The following is a 25,242-nucleotide window of genomic DNA, read 5'->3' as shown; positions in this document are numbered from 1 at the left end:
GGCTCGCTCTCGGCCTTGTCGACGGCGGTGTAGGCGGCGGCGTTGACGATGCAATCGGCCTGCGCCCCGGCCAACACATCGCGGAGGTTCCCCGGCTGCGCCAGGTCGAGCGCCGGCCGGCCGATCGCGACCACCTCGACGCTGGCGGCAGGCGCGCAGGCGAGCAGGGATCGAACGAGCTGTCCGGTGGTGCCGGTCACGGCAATGCGCATCTTGCCTTCGCCATCAGGAGTGCCGGGCGGCTTCGTTTAGAGCAAGCCTCGGCCGGCCTCAACCGCGGGCCTGCGCCTCGAAGCGGTGCGCCTCCTCGCGCAGCCAGCCGACCAGCGCCTCGAAACCGGGGCTGCGCTCGCCCTGCGGGTTGAGGGTCATCCAGCAGCCGGTGACGCTGTCGAAGCCGAGGCCAAGCGGGTTGACCAGCGCGCCGGAGGCCAGCTCCTCGGTGATATAGCAGCGCGGCGCCAGCGCGACGCCGAGACCGGCCATGGCGGCGCGGATGATCACCGAATAATAGCCATAGCGCACCGTATGGGCCGGAACCGCGCCGCGCAGGCCGTGCGCTTCGGTGAACTCGGCCCAGAAGGTCGGCATCTGGAAATGCTGCAGCAGGGTCATCTTCTGGATGTCGGCCGGACGGGCGAAGCCGCCCATGCGCTCCAGCAGCGCCGGCGCCGCGACGAGCGCCACCTGCCGCCCGAACAGATAATGCGCCTCGCGGTCGGGCCAGGGGCCGGCGCCGTGGACGATGTCGATATCGGGCTCCTCGGTCTCGTTCTCGCTGACGAAATTGGTGAACTGCACGTCGATCTCGGGATGTGCCTGGGCGAAGACGGGAAAACGCTCCATCAGCCAGCGCTCGCCGGCGATGGCGACGAGGTGCAGCCGGATCGGCCGGCCGAGCGCGGCCCGCTCGGCCAGCCGCCTTGCGCCGCGCTCCATCTGCTCGATCGCCGCTTCGGCATAGGGCCGGTAGATCACGCCGGCCTCGGTCGGTTTCAGGCCCGCCGGGCTGCGTTCGAAAAGCGCGATGCCGAGATGTTCCTCCAGCGCCTGGATCTGCTTGGAGACCGCGCTCTGGGTCAGATGCACGGCGGAAGCGGCCTTCGCCGTCGATCCCAGCCGCGCCACGGCGAGAAAGACGCGCAGCGCCGTCGTCGAAGGCGGGAGATTCCGGCCGGCCAATCAGCTATTCCTTCAGCGACTACCCTGGCGGAGATCGTTTCGTTTGCCGGCGCCGGGGTCAAGAGGCAGTCTTTCCGCAAGGGGAGTCCATCATGAACCAGACCACGCGCCTCTGGGGCGGCCGCTTCCGCAAACCGCCGGACCCGCGGATGATGCGGCTGTCCAGCGCCGCCGGCGCCCATGCCCGTCTCGCACCCCAGGATATCGCCGGCGGCAAGGCCCATGCGGCCGAGCTCGAACGGGCCGGCCTGCTGAACGCGGACGAGGCGGCGAGCATCGTCGCGGCGCTCGAGACGATCGCCCGGGAGGTCGCCGCCGGCAGCCTTGTGCCGGAAGCCGGCGACGAGGACATCCACACCTTCATCGAGCGCGTGCTGACCACGCGCATCGGCGCGACCGGCGCCAAGCTCCGGGCCGGGCGCTCGCGCAACGACCAGGCCGCCAACAACCTCAAGCTCTATCTGCGCGAGCAGTCGCGGCTGATCGGCGCCATGCTGGCCGAATTGCTGGAAGCGCTCGCCGGCCAGGCCGAGCAGCATGCGGCGTCCGTCTGCCCCGGCTTCACCCATCTGCAGAGCGCCCAGCCGGTGACCTTCGGCCACTGGCTGATGGCGCATGGCCAGGCGCTGGCGCGCGATGCGACGCGGTTGCAGGATTGGGAGAAGCGCTCCGGCCATTCGCCGCTGGGGGCTGCGGCGCTGGCCGGCTCGGCGATCGCGCTGACGCCCGAGCTCAGCGCGCAGGCGCTCGGCTATGACGGGCCGTGCGAGAACTCGGTCGATGCGGTCGGCGCGCGCGACCATGTCGCGGAGTTCCTGTTCGTCGCCGCGATGCTCACCACCAATCTCTCCCGCCTGGCGGAGGAGGTGACCTTGTGGACCTCGCGCCAGTTCGGCTGGGTCGTGCTCGACGACGCCTTCGCCACTGGCTCCTCGATCATGCCGCAGAAGAAGAACCCGGACATCGCCGAGATCTCGCGCGGCCGGGCGGCGCGGCTGACCGGCGACCTCGTCGCCATGCTCGGCGCCCTGAAGGGGCTGCCGCTGGCCTATAACCGCGACCTCGCCGAGGACAAGCGCGCCGCCTTCGACGCGGTCGACGTGCTAGGCGAGGTGCTGCCCGCCTTCGCCGGGCTGGTCGAGACGATGGAAGCGAGGCCGGAGGTGATGCGGGCCCAGGCCGGCGCCGGCTTTGCGCTGGCGACCGAAGCGGCCGACTATCTCGCGCGCAAGGGCGTGCCCTTCGCCGAAGCGCACGAGATTTCCGGCTCGCTGGTGCGTTATTGCGAGGAAATGGGGCGTGAACTGGAGCAACTCGATCCGGTGGAGCTCCGCGCCATTGATCCGCGCCTCGCAGAGGATGTAAGGGCCTGTCTCACCCTCGATGCTGCGGTGGCCGCCCGCAGCGGTTACGGCGGCACCGCGCCAGCGCGCGTGGCAGAGCAGATCGCCCGCTTCCGCAGCTGGCTCGCGGATTTTGAAGCCTGGACGCGCGGAGCGCAGCGATGACGAGCGCAGTCGGAACTGGAATAGGGCGCGATCTCGCCGGGATCGCCGGTCTGAAGCTCGTGCCGCGCCGCTATTACGGGCGCTGGGTCGCGGCCGCCCTGATCCTCCTGGTGCTGGCCTGGATCATCAAGGCCTTCGCCGAAGGGCAGATCGACTGGAACGTCGTCGGCCAGTTCTTCACGGCGCCCGCCATTCTCAGCGGCCTCGTCAACACCATCATCATGACGGTCTGCGCCATGGCGCTCGGCATCGCGCTCGGCGTCATCTTCGCGATCATGTACATGTCGCCGAACCCGGTGCTGCGCGGCGTCGCGCTGTTCTACATCTGGTTCTTCCGCGGCACGCCGCTGCTCCTGCAATTGCTGCTCTGGTTCAACCTGGCGCTGGTCTTCCCGACGATCGGCATCCCCGGCCTCGTCGAATGGCGCACCATCGACGTGATCGGGCCGTTCATGGCGACTCTGCTCGGACTCGGCATGAACCAGGGCGCCTATACCGCCGAGGTCGTGCGCGGCGGCATCCTCTCGGTCGATGTCGGCCAGACCGAAGCTGCCAAGTCGATCGGCATGACCCGGCTGACGACACTGCGCCGGATCGTGCTGCCGCAGGCGATGCGGGTGATCATCCCGCCGGTCGGCAACGAGGTGATCAGCATGGTCAAGCTGACCTCGATCGCCAGCGTGATCCAGTTCTCCGAGATCCTGCGCAATGCGCAGACGATCTATTACGCCAATTCCCGCGTCATCGAACTGCTGATCGTCGCCGCCGGCTGGTACCTGATCGTCGTCACGCTGCTGCAGATCGGCCAGTTCTTCCTGGAGCGCCACTTCTCCAAGGGCCGCGGCGACCGCCGGGCCAAGCCCCAGATCGTCGAGGAGGCCGGGGCATGAGCGTTGCCGCCAAGGACGCCATCGTCACCGTCGCCAACGTCACCAAGCGCTTCGGCGAGATGCGGGCGCTGAGCAATGTCTCGCTGACCATCGCTCCGGGCGCCGTGCAGTGCATCATCGGCCCGTCGGGCTCCGGAAAAAGCACCCTGCTGCGCTGCATCAACCAGCTCGAGAAGATCGACCATGGCGCGATCTGGGTCGATGGCGAGCTGATCGGCTACCGGATCAAGGGCAACGAGCTGCACGAACTCGGCGACACCGAGATCGCCCGCCAGCGCCTTGCGACCGGCATGGTCTTCCAGCGTTTCAACCTGTTCAACCATCTGACCGTGCTGGAGAACATCGTCGAAGGGCCGGTCACGGTGCTGCGGCGTTCGCGCCAGGAAGCGCTGGCGGAAGCGGATAAGCTGCTCGCCCGCGTCGGCCTCTCGGAGAAGCGGGATTCCTATCCGATCGAGCTTTCGGGCGGTCAGCAGCAGCGCATCGCGATCGCCCGGGCCCTGGCGATGAAGCCCAAGCTGATGCTGTTCGACGAGCCGACCTCGGCGCTCGATCCCGAGCTCGTCGGCGAGGTGCTCGCCGTGATGCGCGACCTCGCCGCCAGCGGCATGACCATGATCGTCGTCACCCATGAACTCGGCTTCGCCCGCGAAGTGGCGAGCGACGTCGTCTTCATGGACAAGGGCGAGATCGTCGAACGCGGCCACCCGCAGAAGGTGCTGGTCGCGCCGCAGCAGGCCCGCACCCGCGACTTCATCGCCGCCGTCCTCAAATGATCCCCAACATGAAACCCAAGGAGTTCAACATGCTTCGTCTTTCCCTCGCTGCCCTGCTTCTGGCCGGCACCGCGCTCGCCGCCCAGGCCCAGGCCCTGCCGGACCGGATCAAGAAAGCCGGCAAGATCGTCATCGCGACGCAGCCGAACTATGCGCCGATCGTCTACAAGGACCCGGCGACCAACACGATGACCGGCTTCGACTACGAGCTCGGCGAGGCGATCGCCAAGGAGCTCGGCGTCAAGGCGGAATGGCAGGAGACGGCCTTTGCCCAGATGCTGCCCTCGCTGCAGACCGGGCGCGTCGACATGGTGATGGCCGGGATGAGCGACCTGCCGGCCCGTCGCGAGACCGCCGACTTCGTCGACTACATGGTCTCGGGTGCGCAGTTCTATACGGTCACCGCGCTCGCCGGCTCGATCAAGACGCCTGAGGATCTTTGCGGCAAGACCGTCGGCGCCAGCCGCTCGACCAACTGGCCCCGCCAGATCGGCGAGTGGAGCGATGCCAATTGCGTCGCCAAGGGCAAGCCGGCGATCAACGTCGTCGGCACGGAAGGCTCGATCGACGCGCGCACGCAGCTCAAGACGCAGCGCCTGCAGGGCGGCGTCCAGGGCAGCGAGACGATGAGCCACAACCAGAAGCTCGAGCCCAACACCTATGTGACGCTGGGCACGCCCTTCACCCGTTCGCTGACCGGCATTCCGTTTCCGAAGACGGCCGAGGGCGGCCAGCTGCGCGACGCGGTCAAGGGAGCGCTGGAGCGCCTGCAGGCGAATGGCGGTTATGACGCGCTGATCGCCAAATACGGCCTGCCCAACAACGCGCTGAAGCCGATCTCGGTCAACAAGGGCGAGTGAGGCGGCGAGACCGCTCTATGGCAGCCTCCCGATCGCGGGAGGCTGCCACCAATCGCCTCGGCCACCGGGAACGGCGCTGACTGCCCGACGTTTGGCTGTTATACATTCCGTACAACAGCCAAGCTCCGGAGCACGCCATGAACAAGCCCGAGAAGCCCGCCGGCGAGCAGGCCATGGTCCTGCAGGTCCGCAAGATCGGCAATTCGGTCGGCATCATCCTGCCGAAGGAGCTGCTGGCGCGGCTGAAGCTGGCGGAAGGCGACAAGCTGACGGTGGTCGAGCAGCCGGAGCTCGGCCTGAAGCTGACGCGCTATGACGATACCCATGCGCGCGGGCTCGAAATCGCCCGGCGCTCGTTCAAGACCTACGCGAACACCTACCGCGCTTTGGCGAAATGACCGAGCCGGTCTGGGTCAGCGTCGAGCTGGTGGTCGATATTCACGCCGAACAGCTCGCGCTGTTCGGCGGGCCGGCCGGCATTCGCGATCAGGGGCTTCTGGAATCGGCGCTGGCGCGTGCACCGAACAAATATGCCTATGGCGAAGACGATCTTGCGGCCCTGGCCGCTACCTATGCCTTCGGCGTCGCGCGCAACCATCCCTTCGTCGACGGCAACAAGCGTGCAGCGTTTGCCTGCATGATCGTCTTCCTCGGCCTCAACGGCATCGATTTCCTCGTGCCTGAGCCGGAGGCGACCGCAGCCATCCTTGCCCTCGCCGCCGGCGAAGTCGACGAATACGGCCTGACACGCTGGATTCGCGACAACTGGCCAAAGGAAGGTCCGGAATGAGGACGCCGATCTGGATCGAGGCCGCGATCAACGGCCCCTGGGGCAAGGAGCGTCAGCCCGGCATTCCGATCACGATCGAGGACATCGTCGCCGATGGCATCGCCGTCGTCGACGCCGGAGCGTCGATCGTCCATCTCCATGTCTACGACGTCGAAACCGGCCGCCAGCGCGATGACTGGGAACTCTACGCCCAGGCGATAGAGGGCATCAGGGCAAAGGTCGACGCCATCGTCTACCCGACCATCCCGATCCTCGGCTCCGGTTATGCCGGGGACATGATCGGCTCGGGCCGCTACACCCATCTGGAGGAACTGGCCAAGCGCGGCCTCGCCGAATGGGGCGTGCTCGATCCCGGCTCCTGCAACTGGATGACTTATGCCGGCATGCCGGATGGCGAGGCCGGCTTCATCTACCAGAATCCTGGCGAGCATATCCGCGAGGGCATGGAGGTGGCGCAGCGCCACAAGGTCCATCCGAGCTTCGCGATCTACGAGCCGGGCTTCACCCGTCTCGGCGCGGCGCTGGCGAAGGCCTATCCCGGCATGCCGATGCCGATCTACCGGCTGATGTTCTCGGACACTTTCGCCTGGGGCTTTCCGCCAAAGCCCTTCGCGCTGGAGGCGCATCTTGCCCTTCTGGAGGAATGCGCGCCGGGCGCGCCGGCGATGATCGCCGGCCTCGGCGTCGAGCTTGGCGAGCTGATTCCGCTGGCGGTCGCGCGCGGCGTCCATGTTCGCGCCGGACTGGAGGATGCCCATTTCGGCGAGACGCGCAGCAATGCCGCGCTGGTCGCCGAGGCGGTGCGCCGGGTCGAGGCGGCGGGCGGCCGCCCGGCGAGCGCGGCCGAGGTGCGCGCCGACCTCAAGGGGCGCGGGTGAGGTTGCTCAGGACCGAGCCGACCCGGAGCTGAACGTCTCGACCAGATCGGCCAGGATGGCGACGCCGAGCTCGATCTCCTGCGGCTCGACGCTGGCATAGCCGACGACGAGCCCTGCCATGTCCGGCCGCGCCGTGGTCCCGGCCTCCGCATAGAGCGGGCCGATCGGGTAGACGCCGATGCCCTTCGTCCGGGCCTGCGCGACGAAATCCGGCTCGCGTGCCGCCGCGATCTCGCGGAACCAGACCACGACATGCAGGCCGGCATCGGCGCCGGCGATCACGATCAGGTCGCCGAGCCGGCGGGCGAGGGCGGCGAGCAGGGTGGCGCGCCGCTCGGCGTTGCGGCGCCTGCTGCGACGGACATGGCGCTCATAGGCGCCGCTTTCGAGCAGGATCGTCAGCGCCTGCTGTTCGAGCCCGGGAGCGTGGCGGTCGGCCAGGCCCTTGGCCGTCGCGAAAACCAAGGCCAGCGCCGGCGGCAGGACGAGATAGCCGAGCCGGATCGTTGGCGAGAGCGCCTTGGAGACGGTGCCGAGATAGATGATCTCGTTGCCCTCGGCGAGCGCGTAGAGCGGCGGGACCGGGGCGATGTCGTAGCGATACTCGCTGTCATAATCGTCCTCGATCACGCAGCCGCCGCAGAGGCGGGCCCAGGCGAGCAGCGCGAGCCGGCGCGCCACCGGCATGACGCCGCCGAGCGGGTACTGATGCGAGGGCGTGACATAGGCGAGGCGGGCGGAAAGACCGGCGAGGCGATCGGTCCTGAGCCCGTCCTGGTCGGCCTCGACCGGGATGGCGATGCCGCCGGCGGCGGCGAAGACCTGCCGCGCCATGCCGTAGCACGGATCCTCGATGACGAAGCCTTGCCCGGGATCGAGCAGCAGCCGGGCGCAGAGGTCGAGCCCCTGCTGCGAGCCGTTGACGATGACGATCTGGTCCATCTCGCAGCGCAGGCTGCGGGCCCGCCAGAGATAGGCCTGCAAGGCGAGGCGCAGCTCCCGCGCGCCGGCCGGCGCGTCATAGCTCAGCCGTTGCGGGCGCCGACGGGCCGCCATGGTGACGGCACGCTTCCAGATGTCGCTGGGAAAATCGGCGGCAGCGAGATCGCCATAGCGGAAATCGGCGACGAGGCGGGCGGAGGCCGGTGGCCGCACCGGCAGGGCCATCGCCGCGATGCGTTCGCCATAGCTGGAGAGGGCGAGTTTCGCCTCGCTTGCGCCGCTGCGGGCCGCTTCGGGCTTGGTCCCGGCGGGGATCGCCGCGACGCGGGCGCGAGCGCCTTGCCGCCCGGCGATGAAGCCCTCCGAGAGCAGTTGCTCATAGGCGGCCGTCACGGTGGTGCGCGAGACGCCGAGCTCCGCGGCGAGCGCGCGCGTCGAGGGCAGAGCCGCACCCGGGCGATAGACGCCGGCGCCAATCTGGGCCTTCAGCGCACTGTAGATGCCCCGTGCACCCTGTGGCCGAGCCGAGGTCACGCCGCCACCTTTCACAACTGGACTGCTGTTAAACACATAAACTGGTTATTTTGCGCGGTCCAGTGAAGCTCTATCTTGGGGGCAACCGCAAGGACCCACCCCATGTACGCGCCACCAGCCTTTCGCGAAGACGACACTGCCGAGCTGCATGCGTTGATGCGCGCGGCGCGGCTGAGCAATTTCGTCACGGCCACGGCCGAGGGGCTGCTGGCGACGCCGCTGCCGCTGATGATCGACGAGAGCGAGGGCGAGTTCGGCACGCTCTACGGCCATCTCGCCAGGGCCAACCGGCAATGGCAGGCGCCGGTGCTGGGCGAGGCGCTGGCGATCTTCATGGGGCCGGACGCCTATGTCACGCCGTCCTGGTATGCGGCCAAGCGCGAGCACGGCAAGGTCGTGCCGACCTGGAACTATGTCGCGGTGCAGGCCTCGGGGCCGGTCGAGTTCTTCGAGGATGCGGCAAGGCTGCGCGAGGTCGTCACGCGCCTGACTGATCTGCATGAAGGCCCGCGCGCCGAGGCCTGGGCGGTGTCGGATGCGCCGGAAGCCTTCGTCGAGGCGCAGTTGCGCGGCATCGTCGGGCTGCGCATGCCGATCACAAGGCTCTCGGGCAAGCGCAAGATGAGCCAGAACCGCAGTGCGGAGGACCGCGCCGGCGTCGCCGAGGGCCTGCAGCAGAGCGAGCGCGCCGGCGACCATGTCGTGGCCGAGCTGGTGGCGGGAAAGAGGCCGTGATGAACGTCTCCGCGTCGCTGCCGGCCGAGCTTGCCGCGCGCTTCGGCCCCGATCCGGAAGCCCTGTTCAGGCACAATCTCGTCGCCGTGCGGGAGCGGATCGCGGCGGCCTGCCGGCGCGCCGGGCGCGATCCGGCCTCGGTGCGGCTCCTGCCGATCAGCAAGACCGTGCCGGCGCAGATCCTGCGTCAGGCCTTCGCCGCCGGGATCGACCGGTTCGGCGAGAACAAGATCCAGGAGGCGCAGGGCAAGCAGGCGGCGCTGGCCGACCTGCCGGTCGCCTGGAGCATCGTCGGCCATCTGCAGAGCAACAAGGTCCGGCAGCTGACCCGCTTCGCCGTCGAGTTCCATGCGCTGGACAGCCTGAAGCTGGCGGCGCTGCTGGACCAGCGGCTGGCGGCGGAAGGCCGCACTCTCGACGTCTATGTGCAGGTCAACACCTCGGGGGAGGAGAGCAAATACGGGCTGCATCCCGATGCGCTGCGTGGCTTCGTCGCGGCGTTGCCGGACTTTCCCAGGCTGAAGCCGCGCGGCCTGATGACGCTGGCGCTGTTCAGCGACGAGATGGAGCGGGTGCGGCCCTGCTTTCGCCTGCTGCGCCGGCTGCGCGACGAGATGGCGACGCTTCACCCGGACTTGCGCGAGCTCTCGATGGGCATGTCGGGCGATTTCGAGCTGGCGATCGAGGAGGGGGCCGACGTCGTCAGGGTCGGGCAGGCGATCTTCGGCAAGCGCCCGACGCCGGATGGGCATTACTGGCCGGGACTGGCGCCGGGTTGAGCCGGCTCGGGCCGGCAAGGGCTGGAGCTTGGGCGGGGCGGCTCCTACATTGGCCGGGACCAGCCAGCCCCACCCAGCGAGCCCCGATGTCCGAACGCGACAGTGAAGCCAACCGATTCTCGGCCCGTGCGGCGCGCTATGCCCGCGTCGGAGCCAATGTCGGCGGGGTCGCGGCCCGGATCGCGGGCACCCGGCTGTTCGGGCTCGAAGGCCGCAACCTCTCCAATGCCGAGGCGCTGGCCAAGGCGCTGGGCGGGCTGAAGGGCCCGATCATGAAGGTGGCGCAGCTCGTCGCCACCATCCCCGATGTCGTGCCGCCGGAATACGCCGCCGAGCTGCAGAAGCTGCAATCGGAGGCGCCGCCGATGGGCGCGGCCTTCGTCAAGCGCCGGATGATGGCCGAGCTCGGGGCCGGCTGGCGCGAGCGCTTCGGCGAATTCGACCTCAAGCCGGCGGCCGCTGCCTCGCTCGGCCAGGTACACCGCGCCGCGACGCGCGACGGCGTGCCGCTCGCCTGCAAGCTGCAGTACCCGGACATGGAATCGGCGGTCGAGGCCGACATCGCCCAGCTCGACATCCTGTTCTCGCTGCACCGGCGCATGGACCCGGTGATCGACACCACCGAGATCGCCAAGGAGATCAGCGCCAGGGTGCGCGAGGAACTCGACTACAAGCGCGAGGCCAGGCATATCGCGCTCTATCGGCAGATGCTCGCCGCAACGCCGGAAGTCCGCGTGCCGGCGACGGTGCCGGAACTCTCGACCCGCCGCCTGCTGACGATGCACTGGCTCGAGGGCGACAAGATCCTGAACCACAAGCAGGCCAGCCAGGCGGTGCGCGACCGGATCTCGACCGCGATGTTCCGGGCCTGGTGGCGGCCCTTCAGCCATCAGGGCGTCATCCATGGCGATCCGCATCTCGGAAACTACACGGTGTTCTCGGAAGCGGGCGAGCCGCAGGGCATCAACCTGCTCGACTATGGCTGCATCCGCATCTTCCCGCCGAGCTTCGTCGGCGGCGTGGTCGATCTCTATCGCGGCCTGCTCGAAGGCGACGAGGCGCGCGTCGTCCACGCCTACGAGGTCTGGGGCTTCAAGGGGCTGACCAAGGAATTGATCGACACGCTCAACATCTGGGCGCGCTTCATCTACGGGCCGCTGCTCGAGGACCGCACCCGCCGCATCGCCGAGGGCGTGAGCCCGGCCGAATACGGCCGCAAGCAGGCCTTCCAGGTCCACACTGCGCTGAAGGCGCGCGGACCGGTGACGGTGCCTCGCGAATTCGTCTTCATGGATCGGGCGGCGATCGGGCTCGGCGGCGTCTTCCTGCATCTCGATGCCGAGCTGAATTTCCACCGGCTGTTCGAGCAGGAGATCGAGGATTTCAGCGTCGCGCGGGTGGCCGGCGAGCAGGCGGCCGCGCTGTCCGCCGCGGGTCTGGCCGGCGCCTGACCGGCTGCGCCATAATGCCTCATGCCGGCACAAGCCTGCGCAGTGCGGCAGGGGGCGGGCGATGGGCAGGCAGGGCGCGGAAGCTGGGACGAAGGCGGCCGACGAACGGCGACGTTACGAACTGTTCGTGCGGCGCGGCAGGGGCGGCATCGCGCTGAAGCACAATGACGAGGGCGTCGGGCTGGATGGCGGCCTGCTGTTCTGGAGCACGCAGACGGGCGAGGTCGCAAGGTCGCTCGCGGAAGTGACCGGCGTGCATCTGTCGACGGGCCATGTCGCCCGGCATGGCGATTTCGGCGCCTGCGCCATCGCTTTTTCGGCGGCGGCGCCGCTCGTCGTCAGCTCCAGCACCGCCTATGGCTACCCAGACGCGGAGCGCAACCGGACCTACCGCGCCTTCCTCGAGGATCTGCACCGGGGCCTCGCGGAGCGGCCGCCCAGCGCGGTGCGCTTCTCTTCCGGTGTCAGCGAGGCGCGCATCCGCTTCATACAGGTGATGCTGGTGATCATGGGGCTGCTGATGGTCGCCCTGCCGCTCGTCCTGCTGGCGATGACCGGCGAGCTGAGCATGCTCGGCGTCATCGCCGTCGGCGGCGCCTTCGTCTGGGGCTATTTCAACTGGACGCAGAAGAACGCGCCGCGGGTCTATGAGCCCGATCGGATTCCGTCCGATCTGATGCCCTGAGGCAGGCCAGCCGGGCCTTTCCCGCCATGCGAGCCTGCCGCAAGGTCGCTTTATGCGGCAGATTGCCTATCGATGAGGCGGGCGGCATGGTGTCACGCGTTGCCAGAGCCCGCGCCAGTGCGCTACAGGGCAACAGGTTTTTCATCGAACAGGGACCATTCTTCATGGCCGACCACGGACAGCACGCCACCGACGTTCCCGAGATGGACTATGCGGAGCATGACGGCACCTATCACGGCTTCGTGCGCTTCGCCGAGATCGCCACGCTGGCCTGCCTCACCATCGTCGTGGCGCTCGCCGTCGGTGGCACCAAGCATGCCTGGGGCACGGCGATCGTCGGCACGCTGCTGGCGCTGGTCGGCACCGGCGTCGGCATCGCGGCGCCGTCGGTGGGCTGGCGTGCCGTCGCCGGTCCGTTCGTCCTGATGCTGCTCGCGCTTCTCCTCCTGTAAAGCCCGCTCCGGTAAGCCCACTCCCGTAAAGCCCGAAAGGCCCGGCCTCCCATGCGCATTGCTGTCCCAGCCGAAACGCAAGGGGCGGAAACCCGCGTCGCCGCGACGCCGGAGACCGTCCGCAAGTTCATTGGCCTCGGGGCCGAGGTCGTGGTCGAGACGGGCGCCGGAACGGCCTCCGGTATCGGCGATACCGATTACGAGGCGGCCGGTGCCAGCATCGCGAAAAACGCCAAGGAGGCGCTGAAGGGCGCGGCGATCGTGCTCAAGGTGCGCCGGCCGGGCGAGGCCGAGATCGCCGGCCTGCCCAAGGGCGCGCTGGTCGTCGGCATCATGGACCCCTATGGCAGCGAGCCTGCGGTCGAGGCGCTGGCCAAGGCCGATGTTTCCGCCTTCGCCATGGAGTTCATGCCGCGCATCACCCGCGCCCAGGTGATGGACGTGCTGTCCTCGCAGGCGAACCTCGCCGGCTACCGCGCCGTGGTCGACGCCGCGGCCGAATACGGCCGGGCGCTGCCGATGATGATGACGGCCGCCGGCACGGTCCCCGCCGCGCGCATCTTCATCATGGGCGTCGGCGTCGCCGGCCTGCAGGCGATCGCCACCGCAAGGCGCCTCGGCGCGATCGTCACCGCGACCGATGTCCGCCCCGCCACCAAGGAGCAGGTCGAATCGCTCGGCGCCAAGTTCCTGGCGGTCGAGGACGACGAGTTCAAGCAGGCGCAGACTTCCGGCGGCTACGCCAAGGAAATGTCGAAGGAATACCAGGCCAAGCAGGACGAGCTGACGGCGAGCCACATCGCCAAGCAGGACATCGTCATCACCACCGCGCTGATCCCCGGCCGGCCGGCGCCGAAGCTGATCTCGGCCGCCATGGTCGAGAGCATGAAGGCGGGCTCGGTGATCGTCGACCTGGCGGTCGAGCGCGGCGGCAATTGCGAGCTGGCCAAGCCCGGCGAGACGGTGACGACGGCCAACGGCGTCAAGATCGTCGGCCATCTCAACGTGCCCGGCCGTCTCCCGGCGACCTCGTCCTCCCTCTACGCCAAGAACCTCTTCGCCTTCGTCGAGACTCTCATCGACAAGGCCGAGAAGAAGCTCGCGGTGAACTGGGACGACGAACTCGTCAAGGCGACCTGCCTGACCAAGGACGGCGCCGTCATCCATCCGAATTTCGCGCCGAAGGCCTGAGCGGCCGACGAGGGGAGTGTCACATCATGGCTAATCCGACACCCGAACAGGCGCTCGAACAGGCCCGCTCGGCCGCGGCGCTGGCGAAGCAGGCGGCCGAGCTCGCCGAGAGATATGCCGAGCAGGCGGCCGCCGTGGCAGGCGCCGCGACCGGCGTCGACCCGACGGTCTATCGCCTCGCCATCTTCGTGCTCGCCGTCTTCGTCGGCTACTATGTCGTCTGGTCGGTGACGCCGGCCCTGCACACGCCGCTGATGTCGGTCACCAACGCCATCTCCTCGGTCATCGTCGTCGGCGCGCTGCTCGCCGTCGGCGTCCAGGCCGCCCCCGCCATGGGCGACGGGCCGCTCTGGGCCAAGGTCTTCGGCTTCATCGCGCTGATCCTCGCCTCGGTGAACATCTTCGGCGGCTTCCTCGTCACCGAGCGCATGCTCTCGATGTACAAGAAGAAGGGCTGATCGGGTCATGGCCGCGAACCTCTCCGCCCTGCTCTACGTCGTCTCCGGCGTCCTCTTCATCATGGCCCTGCGCGGGCTGTCGCACCCGACGACGTCGCGCCAGGGCAATCGCTACGGCATGATCGGCATGGCGATCGCCGGGCTGACCACGGTGGTCTTCTATCCGCCGGCCGGCTTCTCCGGCTGGCTGCTCGTCATCCTCGGCATCGCCATCGGTGGCGGCATCGGCGCCTTCATGGCCAAGCGCGTGCAGATGACGCAGATGCCGCAGCTCGTCGCCTTCTTCCACTCGCTGGTCGGCCTCGCCGCCGTGCTGGTCGCGGCAGCGGCGCTCTACGCACCGGAGGCCTTCGGCATCGGCCAGGTCGGCAAGATCAAGGGCGCCAGCCTGTTCGAGATGGCGCTCGGCGTCGCCATCGGCGCGATCACCTTCACCGGCTCGATCATCGCCTTCCTCAAGCTCGACGCGCGGATGAGCGGCAAGCCGATCATGCTGCCGCAGCGCCACGGCATCAATATCGGGCTCGGCATCGCGCTGCTGGTGATGCTGCTGGTCTTCCTGAAGACCGAGAGCCACCTCGTCTTCTGGCTGATCGTCATCGTCTCCTTCGCGCTCGGCGTGCTGCTGATCATTCCGATCGGCGGCGCGGACATGCCGGTCGTGGTCTCGATGCTGAACTCCTATTCGGGCTGGGCTGCGGCCGGCATCGGCTTCACGCTCGGCAACATGGCGCTGATCATCACCGGCGCGCTGGTCGGCTCGTCCGGCGCGATCCTGTCCTACATCATGTGCAAGGCGATGAACCGGAGCTTCATCTCGGTCATCCTCGGCGGCTTCGGCGGCGACGGCGCCGCGGCGGCTGCCGGCGCGGTCGAGGCCCGGCCGGTCAAGCAGGGTTCGGCGGACGATGCCGCCTACATCATGAAGAACGCCGGCAAGGTCCTCATCGTGCCGGGCTACGGCATGGCGGTGGCGCAGGCGCAGCACGCGCTGCGCGAGATGGCCGATACGCTCAAGAAGGAAGGCGTCGAGGTCAAATACGCGATCCACCCGGTCGCCGGCCGCATGCCGGGCCACATGAACGTGCTGCTGGCCGAGGCCAATGTGCCCTATGACGAGGTCTTCGAGCTCGAGGACATCAACTCCGAGTTCGGCCAGGCCGACGTCGCCTTCGTCATCGGCGCCAACGACGTCACCAACCCGGCGGCGAAGACCGATCCGCAGTCGCCGATCTTCGGCATGCCGATCCTCGATGTCGAGAAGGCCAAGACCGTGCTTTTCATCAAGCGCGGCATGGCGGCCGGCTATGCCGGCGTCGAGAACGAGCTGTTCTTCAGGCCCAACACGATGATGCTGTTCGGCGACGCCAAGAAGGTCACCGACGACATCGTCAAGGCGATGGCGCACTGAGCCGTCGGTCATAGCGATGTCGCAAAGGGCCGGCTCCATGCCGGCCCTTTTCGTTTTGAGCCATCGCTTTTAGAGCACGCTACTTTTTACTCGGAACCACCGCCGTCATCCTGGACAAGCCGCGAAGCGGCGCAGATCCGGGGTCCATCGTAGGGCGCCGGAGCCTTATGATGGATCCCGGGCCGAGCTTCGCTCGCCCAGGATGACGGCAGTGTTTCCGCGTGAAAACAACAGACTCTAGCGGCCCGGGGACAGGAGGCTTCTTGACGCTTCCCTCAGCCCTCATCCTTCGAGACGCCGCTTGCGCGGCTCCTCAGGATGAGGGCTGATGGGGCTGCCAACAGATCGCAAGCGATGCGCAGGATTCTCAAATCACTCCTGGTCGGTGGCCTCGTGGCCTATGTCGCCATGCTCGGCCTGCTCTACGTCAAGCAGCGCGAACTGCTCTATCCGCGCAATCCGGCCCGCGCCGAGATCGCTTCAGCCAATCTGCCGGGTGTCGAGGAGGTCGGCCTGACGGCGGCTGATGGCGTGAAGCTGGTCGCCTGGATGGTGCCGCCGCGCGAGGGCAAGCCGGTGCTGCTCTACTTCCACGGCAATGCCGGCAACCTTGCCTCTCGGCGGGCGCGCTTCAGAAGCCTGACGCAGGACGGCACCGGGCTGTTCGCGGTGAACTATCGCGGCTATGGCGGCTCGGGCGGCACGCCGAGCGAGGAGGGGCTGGCGCAGGATGCGCGCGCGGCCTACGCCGCGGCAGTGGCCCGCTTCGGGGCGGAGCGGCTGGTCGGCTATGGCGAATCGCTCGGCACCGGCGTGGTGCTGAAGCTCGCCGCCGAGCGGCCGCTCAAGGCGGTGATCCTTGAGGCGCCCTATCTCTCGACGGCGGCCGTCGCGCAGCAGCTCTACCCTTACGTCCCGGTCTCCTGGCTCATGCACGACCAGTTCCGCTCGGACCGGGCGATCGGCGGCGTGAAGGCGCCGCTGCTGTTCCTGCATGGCGTCCGCGACGGCGTCATTCCCTACAGCCAGGGCGAGGCGCTGTTTGCGCTGGCCAACCCGCCGAAACGCTTCGTCCGCTTTCCGGAAGGCAGTCACGAGAACCTGCCGGCCCATGGCGCGGTGCCGCAGATCCGGCGCTTCCTGGCCGATGTCGCGGCGGGCACGGTGACTGGCAGCGAAACCCTGGTCGCTGCAGCGCCATAACCGAACGGGCAGCCGCCGAACGCGGTTCGCGACCGGCGTGCCTTCCTTTACATCCGGAAGATGCCGCCGCCGCCACCGAGGCGGCCCTGGCCGGCGCGGGCGATCTGGTTGTTGCCGTCGAGGCCGAGCGCGCGCTGATAGGCCTCGTTCGCCTCCGTCTTCTTGCCGAGCTTCTCGAAGGCGAAGCCGCGGCCGGCCCAGGCGTCGGCATTGCGGTTGTCGACATTGAGCGCGGCGGTGAAGTCCTCCAGTGCGGAATCGTATCTGCCGAGCGCGTTCAGGCTCTGGCCGCGAGCGATATAGGGCGGCGCGGTATAGGGATTGCGGTCGATCACCGAATCGAAATCGGTGACGGCGTGCTGGTGCTGGCCTTCCTTCTGGTAGACCAGCCCGCGGGCATGGAAGGCCTCGGCGGATTCCGGGTTGAGGCGGATCGCGGTGTTGAGATCGGCCAGCGCCTGCTGGCTGTTGCCCTGGGCGCGCAGCAGGTTGGCGCGGCCGATATAGGCGGGGCCGTAGTTCGGATTGGCGGTGGTCGCGCGGTTGAAATCCTGCAACGCGGCGTCGTTGCGGCCGGTCTGGCGCAAGGCGAGCGCGCGGTTGGTGTAGGCCGGGGCGAAGTTCGGGTCGAGCTGGACCGCCTTGCCGAAATCCGACGTCGCGTCGGAATAGCGGCCGATGCGGGCATAGGCCGCGCCGCGCGTATTGTAGGCCTGCGGGTCGTTCGGGTTGCGGTTGATGACCTCGGTCAAGGAGCCGATATTGACGCTGGCCAGTTCCGCGTTTCCGGTCTGCAACTCGGCGATGCCCGCGCCCGAGTTCATGCTCACCGTGTCGCAGCCGGCGAGCGCGGCAGCGAGGCCGATCGCGGTCAGCCAGTTCCTGCCTCGGAAGATGCTCTGTCTCATCGCTTTCGGCTCTTGCCCCTTTTCGTGCCGCCGGTTCTCCCGCGGACCTTCATCTCCGACAAACGCCCCAACCGTGACAACTTTTGGTTAATGACGAAAAAAAAGCAACGACGCCCGCGAAAGGCGGGCGCCGGGCATCCCGAATTCGGGTTTCGGCCGGTTGCCGACGGATCTCGGAAGGGAAGCGGAGCGGACTCAGGGGCGCTTCGGCTTCACCGGCGCGGGCAGCAGGCCCTCGCGCTGGAGCTTCTTGCGGATCAGCTTGCGGGCGCGGCGGACGGCCTCGGCCTGCTCGCGCGCCTTCTTCTCGGAAGGCTTCTCATAATGTCCGCGGAGCTTCATCTCGCGGAAGATGCCTTCGCGCTGCATCTTCTTCTTCAGCGCGCGAAGAGCCTGGTCGACATTATTGTCCCGAACGAGAACCTGCACGTCTTTGGTCCGTGGTTACTGGTTGCCTGGATACCGTGCGGCGGCCCCCGATGAAAGCCGTCGCGAAGGCCGTGCCGATATCAGAATTGCCGAACCTTGTCCACGCCGCGGCGGCGACGAAAACGCGCGATAATGCCGGAATAGTCGGGCGTTTCCGGCCGATGCGTTCAATCGACCTCGGGGACGACGCGCGTGACATGGCCCATCTTGCGGCCGGGCCGCGCCTCGCGCTTGCCGTAGAGATGCAGATGCGCGCCGGGCTCGGCCAGGATGGCGCGCCAGTCATGGACCCGGTCGCCGATCAGGTTCTCCATGGTGACGCGGCCGCGCCGCGCCGCCGCGCCGAGCGGGAAGCCGCAGACGGCGCGGACATGCTGGTGGAACTGCGAGGTCTGCGCGCCCTCGCTGGTCCAGTGGCCGGAATTATGGACGCGCGGGGCGATCTCGTTGACGACGACCTGCTCGCCCGCGCCGTCCCCGACGACGAAGAACTCGACGGCGAAGACGCCGACATAGGCCAGCGCCTCGCCGATCCGGCGCGCGGCCTCGATCGCGGCTGCGCTCGCGGCAGAGCCGATCCGGGCCGGGATGCGGGTCAGCGCCAGGATGTGGTCGCGGTGCTCGTTCTCGCAGACGTCGAAGGCGGCGAAGCTGCCATCCGTGCCGCGGGCGGCGACCACCGAGACCTCGCGGGTGAAGCTGACGAAGCCTTCGAGGATCGCCGGGAAATGGCCGATCTCCTGCCAGGCCTCAGCCAGCTCGGTTTCGCCGGTGATCTTGACCTGGCCCTTGCCGTCATAGCCGAAGCGGCGGGTCTTCAGCACGGAAGGGCGGCCGAGTGCTGCGACCGCCTGTTCGAGCCCTGCGAGCGAATCGACCTGGTGGAAGGGGGCGACGGCGAGATCGAGCCCGGAGACGAAGCGCTTCTCGCTGAGCCGGTCCTGCGTCACCGCCAGCGCCCTTGCGCCGGGATGCAGCGGCGTGCGCGCGGCGAGGAAGGCGGCGGTCGCCGCCGGGACGTTCTCGAACTCGTAGGTGACCACGTCGACCGCATCGGCGAAGGTCGCCAGCGCCGCCTCGTCCTCATAGGCGCCGATGGTGTGCCGCGCCGCGACCTCATAGGCCGGGCTGTCGGGCTCCGGCGCGAAGATATGGGCGCGCACGCCGAGATCGGCCGCCGCCAGCGCCAGCATGCGGGCGAGCTGGCCGCCGCCGAGGATGCCGAGGACGGCGCCGGGGCCGAGCCCGCCAGGGTCGGGCCGGGTCATTCGCCGTCCTTCGGATGCATGGCTACCGCCTCGCTCTGGCGCTGGCGCCAGGCGTCGAGGCGTTCGGCGAGCGCAGCGTCGTTCAGGGCCAGCACTGCGGCGGCGAGCAAAGCGGCGTTGACGGCGCCGGCCCGGCCGATGGCCAGCGTGCCGACCGGAATGCCCGCCGGCATCTGGACGATCGAGAGCAGGCTGTCCTGGCCGGAAAGCGCCCTGGATTCGACCGGTACGCCGAAGACCGGAAGCGGCGTCAGCGCGGCGGCCATGCCGGGCAGATGCGCCGCGCCGCCGGCACCGGCGATGACGATCTTGTAGCCCTCGGCCTTGGCGCCCCTGGCGAAGTCGAACAGGCGCTCCGGCGTGCGATGCGCCGAGACGATCAGCGCCTCGTGGCCGATCTCGAGGGCAGCCAGCGTCTCGGCGGCATGGCGCATCGTCGCCCAGTCGGACTGGCTGCCCATGATGATGGCGACGGGAGGGGTCGGCTCGGCCATGAAACGCTCGCTTCCCGGGAGGGGAGGGGAAGGGCGCGATCTAGACCGGCCGGAGCGTTGCAAGCAAGGGCGGAATCGGAGCTCTCGTCGAATCCAGCCGGCTCAGGCGATGATGTCGGGGGTGAGCTGGTCCTCGAGATGGGAGATGCGGTCGCGCAGATAGAGCTTGCGCTTCTTCAGGCGCTGGACCTGGATCTGGTTGATGGCGCCGAGCCGTTCCAGCGCGTCGATGGCGCTGTCGAGATCGCGGTGCTCCTCGCGCAGCCGCGCCAGCTCCGCCATGAGGACCTCGACCTCCTCGGCGCTCAACTCGAATCCCATGAAGCCGTCTCATCATCGCCGCGATCGGGGGCGACTATGCGCAGGCTGGAGCGGCGCGGCAAGAGCGGCGCACCGGCGGCACGGAGGTGGTCCGGTTGCATTCGCGCGCCTCGGGAAAGGTCCCGGAAGGGATCACAGAAACTCATGGTGCGGTGCACGTCTGCCCGGCAGACGCGAAGCCGGCTCTGTGTCAGACTTCACCTGCCAGAACGTTCATCAGGAGGATCCAGATGTCGCTGCAGACCCACCTCGCCGAGCTCGAGCGCAAGCATCGCCAGCTCGAGGAAGCGATCGCGCAGGCGGTCGCCAGCCCCTCGTCGGACGATCTCAACGTGGTCGAGATGAAGCGGAAGAAGCTGCTGCTGAAGGATGAGATCGAACGCGTGCGGCAGACCATGCCGTCACCGACGCTGCACTGAATTCCGGGCGGGCCGCGGCGGCCCGCATCGCTTTCGCGTCATTCGCGATCAACCGGCTCCGAGAGGGGCCGGTTTTTTGTTCGAATCGAGCGTTCGAGGCGGCCGGAGCCGCCGTCACCCATCCAGGACGCCCGGCCGAGGGGCATGAATGGGCGGGCGGTGATCCCGACCAAAGATCGCATTTTTCAGCTTGGCAGGCGCCTCGTCGCGGCTCAGCATGCAGCCGGCAGTGTGGAGGCTTCGATGACCTCGAGCTTCAATATCCACGATGCGGCCGGCTACGAACAGCTCATGGGCCGCTGGAGCCGGAAGCTGGCTCCCCCGTTCATCGACTTCGCCGGGCTCGCCGATGGCGAGAGGGTTCTCGATGTCGGCTGCGGCACCGGCAGCCTGACCTTCGTGCTCGCTCGAAACGCCGCGCTCGGCGAAATCGACGCGATCGACTATTCGCCGGTCTTCGTCGAGGAGGCGACACGGCGGAACGCCGATCCGCGCATCAGGATCCGGCAGGCGGATGCCTGCGCCTTGCCCTTCGAGGACGGCGCCTTCGACCGCGCCCTGGCGCTGCTCGTGCTTCACTTCGTGCCAGAGGCCGGCAAGGCCGTCGCTGAGATGCGCCGTGTCGTGCGGTCCGGCGGCGTGGTCGCCGCGGCCGTATGGGACCATCTCGGCGGCATGCCGGGCATGCGCATGATGGTCGACACGGTCGCGGGCCTCGGTGAGGCCGGGCGCCAGCTCCGCAGCCGCTATTGCTTTCAGCCGATGATGCAGCCGGGCGAAATGAAGCGGACCTTTGCCGAGCAGGGGCTCGCCGACGTCGCGGAAACCGAGCTCATGATCCGCATGGACTACCAGAACTTCGACGACTACTGGGCGCCGATCGCCGCGGGCGAAGGACCGCTCGGCAAATATGTGGCCATGCTCGATGCCGCTGAGCGAGCGCGCACCGACGCCGCCATGCGCGACGCCTACGAGGCGGGCCGGCCCGACGGTCCGAGATCCTTTGCAAGCGTCGCCTGGGCTTGCCGGGCCCTCGTTCCCTGAGGCTCCGGCGGCGCCATCGTCTTACAAGGCCCGCGCCATCTCCCGCAGCCGGAATTTCTGGATCTTGCCGGTCGAGGTCTTGGGCACTTCGGTGAAGACCACCGTCCGCGGGCATTTGAACGAGGCGAGCAGGGTCTTGCACCAGGCCATGATCTCGGCCTCGGTCGTGCTCTGGCCGGGCTTCAGCTCGATGAAGGCGCAAGGCGTCTCGCCCCATTTCTCGTCGGGCCTGGCCACCACGGCCGCCGCCTGCACCGCCGGATGCTTGTAGAGCGCGTCCTCGACCTCGATCGAGGAGATGTTCTCGCCGCCGGAGATGATGATGTCCTTGGAGCGGTCTTTCAGCTGGATATAGCCGTCCGGGTGAATGACGCCGAGATCGCCGGAATGAAACCAGCCACCCTCGAAGGCGGCGTCGGTCGATTTGCGGTTCCTGAGATAGCCCTTCATCACGACATTGCCGCGGAACATCACCTCGCCCAGCGTCGCGCCGTCGCGCGGCACCGGCTGCATGGTTTCCGGATCGAGCACGTCGAGCCCTTCCAGCGCCGGGTAGCGCACGCCCTGCCGCGCCTTGAGCGCCGCCTGCTCGGGGCCGGGCAGGCCGTCCCAGCCGCTGTTCCATTCGTTGACGACGGCTGGCCCGTAGACTTCGGTCAATCCATAGAGATGGACGACCTCGAAGCCGGCCTGCGCCATGGCGGCGAGCACGGCCTCCGGCGGCGGTGCCGCCGCGGTGAAGAAATTGACCTTCTGCGCGAAGGTGCGGCGCTCCTCGGCCGGGGCGTTGACCAGCGTCGACATCACGATCGGCGCGCCGCACATATGCGTCACGCCATGGTCGGCGAGGGCGTCATACATCGCCCTGGCCCGGACCTGGCGCAGGCAGACATGGGTGCCGGCGAGCAGCGAGATCGTCCAGGGGAAGCACCAGCCATTGCAGTGGAACATCGGCAGGGTCCAGAGATAGACCGGATGCCGTCCCATGCCGCCGGTCAGCACGTTCGAGGTCGCCAGCAAATTGGCGCCGCGATGATGGTAGACCACGCCCTTGGGATCGCCGGTGGTGCCGGAGGTGTAGTTCAGCGAGATCGCGTCCCATTCGTCGCCGGGCATCAGCCAGTCGAACGCCGGATCGCCCTGCTTCAGGAAGTCCTCGTATTCGACGCTGCCGAGGCGCTCGCCCAGCCCGTCATAGACCGGGTCGTCATAGTCGATCACCAGCGGCTTCGCCTGGCACAGCGCCAGCGCCTCCTTGACCGTCTTCGAGAATTCGCGGTCGCAGATCAGCACTTTGGCGCCGCCATGGTCGAGAGAGAAGGCGATGATCGCGGCGTCGAGCCGCGTGTTCAGCGTGTTGAGGACGGCTCCGCACATCGGCACGCCGTAATGGCATTCGAGCATGGCCGGCGTGTTCGGCAGCATCGCCGCGACGGTGTCGTTCTTGCCGATGCCGTGCTTTTTCAGCGCCGAGGCCAGCCGGCGGGTGCGGGCATAGAGCTCGGCGTAGTTGCGCCGGAGTGGACCGTGGATGACCGCGACATGCTGCGGAAAGACGCTCGCCGCCCGCTCGAGGAAGGGCAGCGGCGACAAGGGCTGGAAGTTCGCCGGGTTGCGGTCGAGATCGGTATCATAGGGCGAGACGGTCATCGGGGCGCTCTTCTGCCGGAATGTCGCCGCAGCTTTAGCCGCCGAGGCACGGCCTTGTAATCCATCCCTTTTGCCGATGCGGCGCAATCTCCGTCGGCGGGCGCGGAAGCGCCCGCTCAGCCCACAAGCGGCCGCACGCCCTCATAGACCAGCTTCAGCCCGACCGCGATCAAGAGCCAGTAGATCAGCGTGTAGAAGCGCTCCGCCGGCACGCGCCGCACCAGCCAGACGCCGGCGAGCGTCGAGGCGATCGCGACCGGGAACAGCAGCGCCGAGGCGGTGAGGTTCTGCGCCGTGAACTGGCCGAGGAAGAAATAGGGCAGGACCTTGATCCAGTTCATCAGCGCGAAGAAGAGCGCGCCAGTGCCGACGAAGACGGCGGGCGGCAGACGCTGCGGCATCAGATAGATCTGGAAGGGCGGCCCGCCGGCATGGGCGACCATGCTGGTGAAGCCGCAGATCACGCCCCAGAGGGTCCCGGCGGAATAGGTGGCCCGCGTGACAGGCGCCGGCGCCGAGCGGGCGCCGAGCAGGCGGCGCAGCGCGAAGCTGATCGAGATCACCCCGACGGCGAGCCCGACGGCGGCGTCAGAGACCCTGGCGGCCAGCAGATAGCCGGCGAGGACGCCGAGCAGCATGCCCGGGATCAGCGTCGCGAGGTTCCTGCGGTCGAAGTCGCGCCGATAGGACCAGACGGTGACGACGTCCTGGACGATCAGGATCGGCAGCATGATGGCGGCCGCCTGCACCGGCGAGACGATCAGCGCCATCAGCGGCAAGGAGAGCAGGCCGAGCCCCGCGAAGCCGCCCTTGGACAGGCCCATCAGGATGACGGCCGGCGTCATCACGGCGAAGAAGGCGAAATCGAAGTTCATGATCTATCGGATTTCCGGCCTACCGACGGCTTCGGCCGGGCGGCCGGGGGCGTGCAGCGCGACCCATCCGGTTGCGCTGAAAGTCTGACATGCGGGCGCTTGCGCCGAAAGGGAGAGCGTGGGCACGATCCGCGCGCCAAAACCGGCTCCCAGACGGCCCGCCCGGAGCCAAGCTCTAGAGCAGGATGCGAAAAAGTGGAAACCGGTTTTCGCAGGAATCCTGCTCTAACCCTTTGGTGAGAGACGGATTCAGATGTCGGATGGGATCATTCCATGATTCCATCCGTCATCATCCGGCTCTAGGCCGAAAATCGGCGAAGAGGAACGCGTTTCATGACTGCCAGCCATGCAAGCCGCTATAGCGAGACCTATTCCGCCTGGCGGCGCGATCCGGAAAGCTATTGGCGCGAGATCGCCAGGGGCATCGAGTGGATCAGGCCGCCGCAGCAGATCTTCGACGGCGAGGCCGGCATCTATGGGCACTGGTTTCCGGATGCGAGCTGCAACACCTGCTTCAACGCGCTCGACCGGCATGTCCGCGACGGCAGGGGCGAGCAGGCCGCGCTGATCTATGACAGCCCCGTCACCGGCACCAAGGCGAGCTACAGCTATGCCGAGATGCTCGACGAGGTCGCGACGCTTGCCGCCGTGCTGCAGGAACTCGGCGTCGGCAAGGGCGACCGTGTCATCGTCTACATGCCGATGATCCCGGAGGCGGCCTTCGCCATGCTGGCCTGCGCCCGCATCGGCGCGGTGCATTCGGTGGTGTTTGGCGGCTTTGCCGCCAAGGAACTGGCGACGCGCATCGACGATGCCAGGCCGAAGGTGATCCTGACCGCCTCCTGCGGCATCGAGCCGAGCCGCATCGTCGAGTACAAGCCGCTGCTCGACGGCGCGATCGAGCTTGCCAGCCACAAGCCGGACGCCTGCCTCGTGCTGCAGCGCCCGCAGGCCGACGCCTCGATGCAGGTGAGGCGCGACCGGAACTGGCGCGCCATGGTCGCTGCCGCCAAGGCCAATGGCCGCAAGGCGGATTGCGTCGAGGTCGAGGCGACCGATCCGCTCTATGTGCTCTATACCTCGGGCACGACGGGCCGGCCCAAGGGCGT

General features: G+C 68.1%; 29 protein-coding genes. 19 read left to right on the top strand and 10 right to left on the bottom strand.

From position 1 onward, the window contains the following. Both V6M56_RS05960 and V6M56_RS05955 read right to left on the bottom strand, forming a co-directional pair. On the bottom strand, window positions 1–212 hold a 212-nt coding region (locus tag V6M56_RS05960; protein WP_332682081.1), incomplete at its 3' end, for a sugar nucleotide-binding protein. 58 nt (window positions 213–270) lie between these two features. After that, window positions 271–1,182, bottom strand: a complete 912-nt coding sequence (locus tag V6M56_RS05955; RefSeq protein ID WP_332682080.1) for a LysR family transcriptional regulator — start codon at window positions 1,180–1,182, stop codon at window positions 271–273. A gap of 92 nt (window positions 1,183–1,274) precedes the next feature. Here V6M56_RS05955 and argH point away from each other — a divergent pair, with 92 nt between their 5' ends. The 7 genes from argH to V6M56_RS05920 all read left to right on the top strand — a co-directional run bounded on the left by argH (window position 1,275) and on the right by V6M56_RS05920 (window position 6,884). Then, window positions 1,275–2,690 (top strand): argininosuccinate lyase, encoded by a 1,416-nt coding sequence (argH, locus tag V6M56_RS05950; protein WP_332682079.1) that lies wholly within the window; start codon window positions 1,275–1,277, stop codon window positions 2,688–2,690. After that, window positions 2,687–3,580, top strand: a complete 894-nt coding sequence (locus V6M56_RS05945) for an amino acid ABC transporter permease (protein WP_332682078.1) — start codon at window positions 2,687–2,689, stop codon at window positions 3,578–3,580. The genes argH and V6M56_RS05945 overlap by 4 nt, the downstream gene beginning before the upstream one ends. Then, a complete protein-coding gene (locus V6M56_RS05940; protein ID WP_332682076.1) occupies window positions 3,577–4,356 on the top strand; it encodes an amino acid ABC transporter ATP-binding protein in 780 nt (259 codons plus the stop codon). The genes V6M56_RS05945 and V6M56_RS05940 overlap by 4 nt, the downstream gene beginning before the upstream one ends. Before the next feature lie 29 nt (window positions 4,357–4,385). After that, window positions 4,386–5,216, top strand: a complete 831-nt coding sequence (locus V6M56_RS05935; RefSeq protein WP_332682075.1) for an ABC transporter substrate-binding protein — start codon at window positions 4,386–4,388, stop codon at window positions 5,214–5,216. 137 nt (window positions 5,217–5,353) lie between these two features. Next, window positions 5,354–5,614 carry an AbrB/MazE/SpoVT family DNA-binding domain-containing protein gene (locus tag V6M56_RS05930; RefSeq protein WP_244494940.1) on the top strand — a complete coding sequence of 87 codons (261 nt, stop codon included), beginning with the start codon at window positions 5,354–5,356 and terminating at the stop codon, window positions 5,612–5,614. After that, window positions 5,611–6,006, top strand: a complete 396-nt coding sequence (locus V6M56_RS05925) for a type II toxin-antitoxin system death-on-curing family toxin (protein ID WP_332682073.1) — start codon at window positions 5,611–5,613, stop codon at window positions 6,004–6,006. The genes V6M56_RS05930 and V6M56_RS05925 overlap by 4 nt, the downstream gene beginning before the upstream one ends. Beyond that, on the top strand, window positions 6,003–6,884 hold the full coding sequence (locus V6M56_RS05920) for a beta-keto acid cleavage family enzyme (protein WP_332682072.1): 882 nt from the start codon (window positions 6,003–6,005) through the stop codon (window positions 6,882–6,884). The genes V6M56_RS05925 and V6M56_RS05920 overlap by 4 nt, the downstream gene beginning before the upstream one ends. 6 nt (window positions 6,885–6,890) lie before the next feature. Here V6M56_RS05920 and pdxR read toward each other — a convergent pair whose 3' ends face one another. Next, a complete protein-coding gene (pdxR, locus tag V6M56_RS05915; protein ID WP_332682071.1) occupies window positions 6,891–8,360 on the bottom strand; it encodes a MocR-like pyridoxine biosynthesis transcription factor PdxR in 1,470 nt (489 codons plus the stop codon). Between the two features lie 102 nt (window positions 8,361–8,462). Between pdxR and V6M56_RS05910 the strand changes: the two genes are divergently transcribed. From V6M56_RS05910 to V6M56_RS05870, 9 genes are all read left to right on the top strand, one after another. Further along, window positions 8,463–9,095, top strand: coding sequence for an FMN-binding negative transcriptional regulator (locus tag V6M56_RS05910; protein WP_332682069.1), 633 nt, complete (start codon window positions 8,463–8,465; stop codon window positions 9,093–9,095). Then, entirely contained in the window at window positions 9,095–9,874 is a 780-nt protein-coding gene (locus V6M56_RS05905; protein ID WP_332682068.1) for a YggS family pyridoxal phosphate-dependent enzyme, read from the top strand. Before V6M56_RS05910 ends, V6M56_RS05905 begins: the two co-directional genes overlap by 1 nt. A gap of 86 nt (window positions 9,875–9,960) precedes the next feature. Further along, entirely contained in the window at window positions 9,961–11,325 is a 1,365-nt protein-coding gene (locus V6M56_RS05900) for an ABC1 kinase family protein (protein ID WP_332682066.1), read from the top strand. 61 nt (window positions 11,326–11,386) lie between these two features. Continuing rightward, window positions 11,387–12,010: a hypothetical protein gene (locus V6M56_RS05895; RefSeq protein WP_332682064.1), complete on the top strand. Its 624-nt coding sequence runs from the start codon at window positions 11,387–11,389 to the stop codon at window positions 12,008–12,010. Between the two features lie 164 nt (window positions 12,011–12,174). Then, window positions 12,175–12,462, top strand: a complete 288-nt coding sequence (locus V6M56_RS05890) for an aa3-type cytochrome c oxidase subunit IV (protein WP_332682063.1) — start codon at window positions 12,175–12,177, stop codon at window positions 12,460–12,462. 51 nt (window positions 12,463–12,513) lie between these two features. Then, a complete protein-coding gene (locus V6M56_RS05885; RefSeq protein WP_332682061.1) occupies window positions 12,514–13,653 on the top strand; it encodes a Re/Si-specific NAD(P)(+) transhydrogenase subunit alpha in 1,140 nt (379 codons plus the stop codon). A gap of 26 nt (window positions 13,654–13,679) precedes the next feature. Then, window positions 13,680–14,111: an NAD(P) transhydrogenase subunit alpha part 2 gene (locus tag V6M56_RS05880; protein ID WP_332682060.1), complete on the top strand. Its 432-nt coding sequence runs from the start codon at window positions 13,680–13,682 to the stop codon at window positions 14,109–14,111. Window positions 14,112–14,118: 7 nt separating this feature from the next. Continuing rightward, window positions 14,119–15,522 carry an NAD(P)(+) transhydrogenase (Re/Si-specific) subunit beta gene (locus tag V6M56_RS05875; protein ID WP_332682058.1) on the top strand — a complete coding sequence of 468 codons (1,404 nt, stop codon included), beginning with the start codon at window positions 14,119–14,121 and terminating at the stop codon, window positions 15,520–15,522. Window positions 15,523–15,876: 354 nt separating this feature from the next. Next, window positions 15,877–16,725 (top strand): alpha/beta hydrolase, encoded by an 849-nt coding sequence (locus V6M56_RS05870; protein WP_332682057.1) that lies wholly within the window; start codon window positions 15,877–15,879, stop codon window positions 16,723–16,725. A 47-nt stretch (window positions 16,726–16,772) separates the two neighbouring features. Here V6M56_RS05870 and V6M56_RS05865 read toward each other — a convergent pair whose 3' ends face one another. The 5 genes from V6M56_RS05865 to V6M56_RS05845 form a co-directional block, all read right to left on the bottom strand. Continuing rightward, on the bottom strand, window positions 16,773–17,633 hold the full coding sequence (locus V6M56_RS05865) for a tetratricopeptide repeat protein (RefSeq protein WP_332682055.1): 861 nt from the start codon (window positions 17,631–17,633) through the stop codon (window positions 16,773–16,775). Window positions 17,634–17,828: 195 nt separating this feature from the next. Further along, a complete protein-coding gene (gene rpsU, locus V6M56_RS05860) occupies window positions 17,829–18,062 on the bottom strand; it encodes a 30S ribosomal protein S21 (RefSeq protein WP_291636905.1) in 234 nt (77 codons plus the stop codon). 167 nt (window positions 18,063–18,229) lie between these two features. Further along, window positions 18,230–19,330: a 5-(carboxyamino)imidazole ribonucleotide synthase gene (locus V6M56_RS05855; protein ID WP_332682050.1), complete on the bottom strand. Its 1,101-nt coding sequence runs from the start codon at window positions 19,328–19,330 to the stop codon at window positions 18,230–18,232. Further along, window positions 19,327–19,824 (bottom strand): 5-(carboxyamino)imidazole ribonucleotide mutase, encoded by a 498-nt coding sequence (gene purE, locus V6M56_RS05850; RefSeq protein WP_332682049.1) that lies wholly within the window; start codon window positions 19,822–19,824, stop codon window positions 19,327–19,329. The genes V6M56_RS05855 and purE overlap by 4 nt, the downstream gene beginning before the upstream one ends. A gap of 102 nt (window positions 19,825–19,926) precedes the next feature. Then, window positions 19,927–20,145, bottom strand: a complete 219-nt coding sequence (locus V6M56_RS05845; protein WP_332682047.1) for a YdcH family protein — start codon at window positions 20,143–20,145, stop codon at window positions 19,927–19,929. Window positions 20,146–20,375: 230 nt separating this feature from the next. Here V6M56_RS05845 and V6M56_RS05840 point away from each other — a divergent pair, with 230 nt between their 5' ends. Both V6M56_RS05840 and V6M56_RS05835 read left to right on the top strand, forming a co-directional pair. Next, window positions 20,376–20,564, top strand: coding sequence for a YdcH family protein (locus V6M56_RS05840; protein WP_332682046.1), 189 nt, complete (start codon window positions 20,376–20,378; stop codon window positions 20,562–20,564). Between the two features lie 243 nt (window positions 20,565–20,807). Next, window positions 20,808–21,608: a class I SAM-dependent methyltransferase gene (locus V6M56_RS05835; protein WP_332682082.1), complete on the top strand. Its 801-nt coding sequence runs from the start codon at window positions 20,808–20,810 to the stop codon at window positions 21,606–21,608. A 21-nt stretch (window positions 21,609–21,629) separates the two neighbouring features. On the opposite strand, the gene V6M56_RS05830 is transcribed toward V6M56_RS05835, so the two are convergent. Both V6M56_RS05830 and V6M56_RS05825 read right to left on the bottom strand, forming a co-directional pair. Beyond that, entirely contained in the window at window positions 21,630–23,258 is a 1,629-nt protein-coding gene (locus V6M56_RS05830) for an acyl-CoA synthetase (RefSeq protein WP_332682044.1), read from the bottom strand. 116 nt (window positions 23,259–23,374) lie between these two features. Beyond that, complete coding sequence (locus V6M56_RS05825) at window positions 23,375–24,133, bottom strand: sulfite exporter TauE/SafE family protein (RefSeq protein ID WP_332682042.1); 759 nt, start codon at window positions 24,131–24,133, stop codon at window positions 23,375–23,377. Window positions 24,134–24,466: 333 nt separating this feature from the next. Here V6M56_RS05825 and V6M56_RS05820 point away from each other — a divergent pair. Next, window positions 24,467–25,242 (top strand): AMP-binding protein (locus tag V6M56_RS05820; protein ID WP_332682041.1); only part of this gene is annotated, 776 nt, incomplete at its 3' end.

Origin of the sequence: Allobosea sp., from assembly GCF_036675845.1 — a bacterium.
Taxonomy (GTDB): domain Bacteria; phylum Pseudomonadota; class Alphaproteobacteria; order Rhizobiales; family Beijerinckiaceae; genus Allobosea.
The sequence above is the reverse complement of the archived record's forward strand: the minus strand, read 5'-3'. Positions and strand labels throughout refer to the sequence as shown.

What these genes read in the sequence shown, in the direction of transcription:
- V6M56_RS05870 (WP_332682057.1), top strand. Translation starts at nt 15,877, where the DNA reads ATGCGCAGGATTCTCAAATCACTCCTGGTCGGTGGCCTCGTGGCCTAT.
- V6M56_RS05940 (WP_332682076.1), top strand. Translation starts at nt 3,577, where the DNA reads ATGAGCGTTGCCGCCAAGGACGCCATCGTCACCGTCGCCAACGTCACC.
- V6M56_RS05880 (WP_332682060.1), top strand. Translation starts at nt 13,680, where the DNA reads ATGGCTAATCCGACACCCGAACAGGCGCTCGAACAGGCCCGCTCGGCC.
- V6M56_RS05930 (WP_244494940.1), top strand. Translation starts at nt 5,354, where the DNA reads ATGAACAAGCCCGAGAAGCCCGCCGGCGAGCAGGCCATGGTCCTGCAG.
- V6M56_RS05875 (WP_332682058.1), top strand. Translation starts at nt 14,119, where the DNA reads ATGGCCGCGAACCTCTCCGCCCTGCTCTACGTCGTCTCCGGCGTCCTC.
- V6M56_RS05890 (WP_332682063.1), top strand. Translation starts at nt 12,175, where the DNA reads ATGGCCGACCACGGACAGCACGCCACCGACGTTCCCGAGATGGACTAT.
- argH (WP_332682079.1), top strand. Translation starts at nt 1,275, where the DNA reads ATGAACCAGACCACGCGCCTCTGGGGCGGCCGCTTCCGCAAACCGCCG.
- V6M56_RS05830 (WP_332682044.1), bottom strand. Translation starts at nt 23,258, where the DNA reads ATGACCGTCTCGCCCTATGATACCGATCTCGACCGCAACCCGGCGAAC.
- V6M56_RS05910 (WP_332682069.1), top strand. Translation starts at nt 8,463, where the DNA reads ATGTACGCGCCACCAGCCTTTCGCGAAGACGACACTGCCGAGCTGCAT.
- V6M56_RS05865 (WP_332682055.1), bottom strand. Translation starts at nt 17,633, where the DNA reads ATGAGACAGAGCATCTTCCGAGGCAGGAACTGGCTGACCGCGATCGGC.
- V6M56_RS05885 (WP_332682061.1), top strand. Translation starts at nt 12,514, where the DNA reads ATGCGCATTGCTGTCCCAGCCGAAACGCAAGGGGCGGAAACCCGCGTC.
- V6M56_RS05895 (WP_332682064.1), top strand. Translation starts at nt 11,387, where the DNA reads ATGGGCAGGCAGGGCGCGGAAGCTGGGACGAAGGCGGCCGACGAACGG.
- V6M56_RS05855 (WP_332682050.1), bottom strand. Translation starts at nt 19,330, where the DNA reads ATGACCCGGCCCGACCCTGGCGGGCTCGGCCCCGGCGCCGTCCTCGGC.
- V6M56_RS05905 (WP_332682068.1), top strand. Translation starts at nt 9,095, where the DNA reads ATGAACGTCTCCGCGTCGCTGCCGGCCGAGCTTGCCGCGCGCTTCGGC.
- V6M56_RS05845 (WP_332682047.1), bottom strand. Translation starts at nt 20,145, where the DNA reads ATGGGATTCGAGTTGAGCGCCGAGGAGGTCGAGGTCCTCATGGCGGAG.
- V6M56_RS05925 (WP_332682073.1), top strand. Translation starts at nt 5,611, where the DNA reads ATGACCGAGCCGGTCTGGGTCAGCGTCGAGCTGGTGGTCGATATTCAC.
- purE (WP_332682049.1), bottom strand. Translation starts at nt 19,824, where the DNA reads ATGGCCGAGCCGACCCCTCCCGTCGCCATCATCATGGGCAGCCAGTCC.
- V6M56_RS05840 (WP_332682046.1), top strand. Translation starts at nt 20,376, where the DNA reads ATGTCGCTGCAGACCCACCTCGCCGAGCTCGAGCGCAAGCATCGCCAG.
- V6M56_RS05835 (WP_332682082.1), top strand. Translation starts at nt 20,808, where the DNA reads ATGACCTCGAGCTTCAATATCCACGATGCGGCCGGCTACGAACAGCTC.
- V6M56_RS05825 (WP_332682042.1), bottom strand. Translation starts at nt 24,133, where the DNA reads ATGAACTTCGATTTCGCCTTCTTCGCCGTGATGACGCCGGCCGTCATC.
- V6M56_RS05920 (WP_332682072.1), top strand. Translation starts at nt 6,003, where the DNA reads ATGAGGACGCCGATCTGGATCGAGGCCGCGATCAACGGCCCCTGGGGC.
- V6M56_RS05900 (WP_332682066.1), top strand. Translation starts at nt 9,961, where the DNA reads ATGTCCGAACGCGACAGTGAAGCCAACCGATTCTCGGCCCGTGCGGCG.
- V6M56_RS05945 (WP_332682078.1), top strand. Translation starts at nt 2,687, where the DNA reads ATGACGAGCGCAGTCGGAACTGGAATAGGGCGCGATCTCGCCGGGATC.
- V6M56_RS05935 (WP_332682075.1), top strand. Translation starts at nt 4,386, where the DNA reads ATGCTTCGTCTTTCCCTCGCTGCCCTGCTTCTGGCCGGCACCGCGCTC.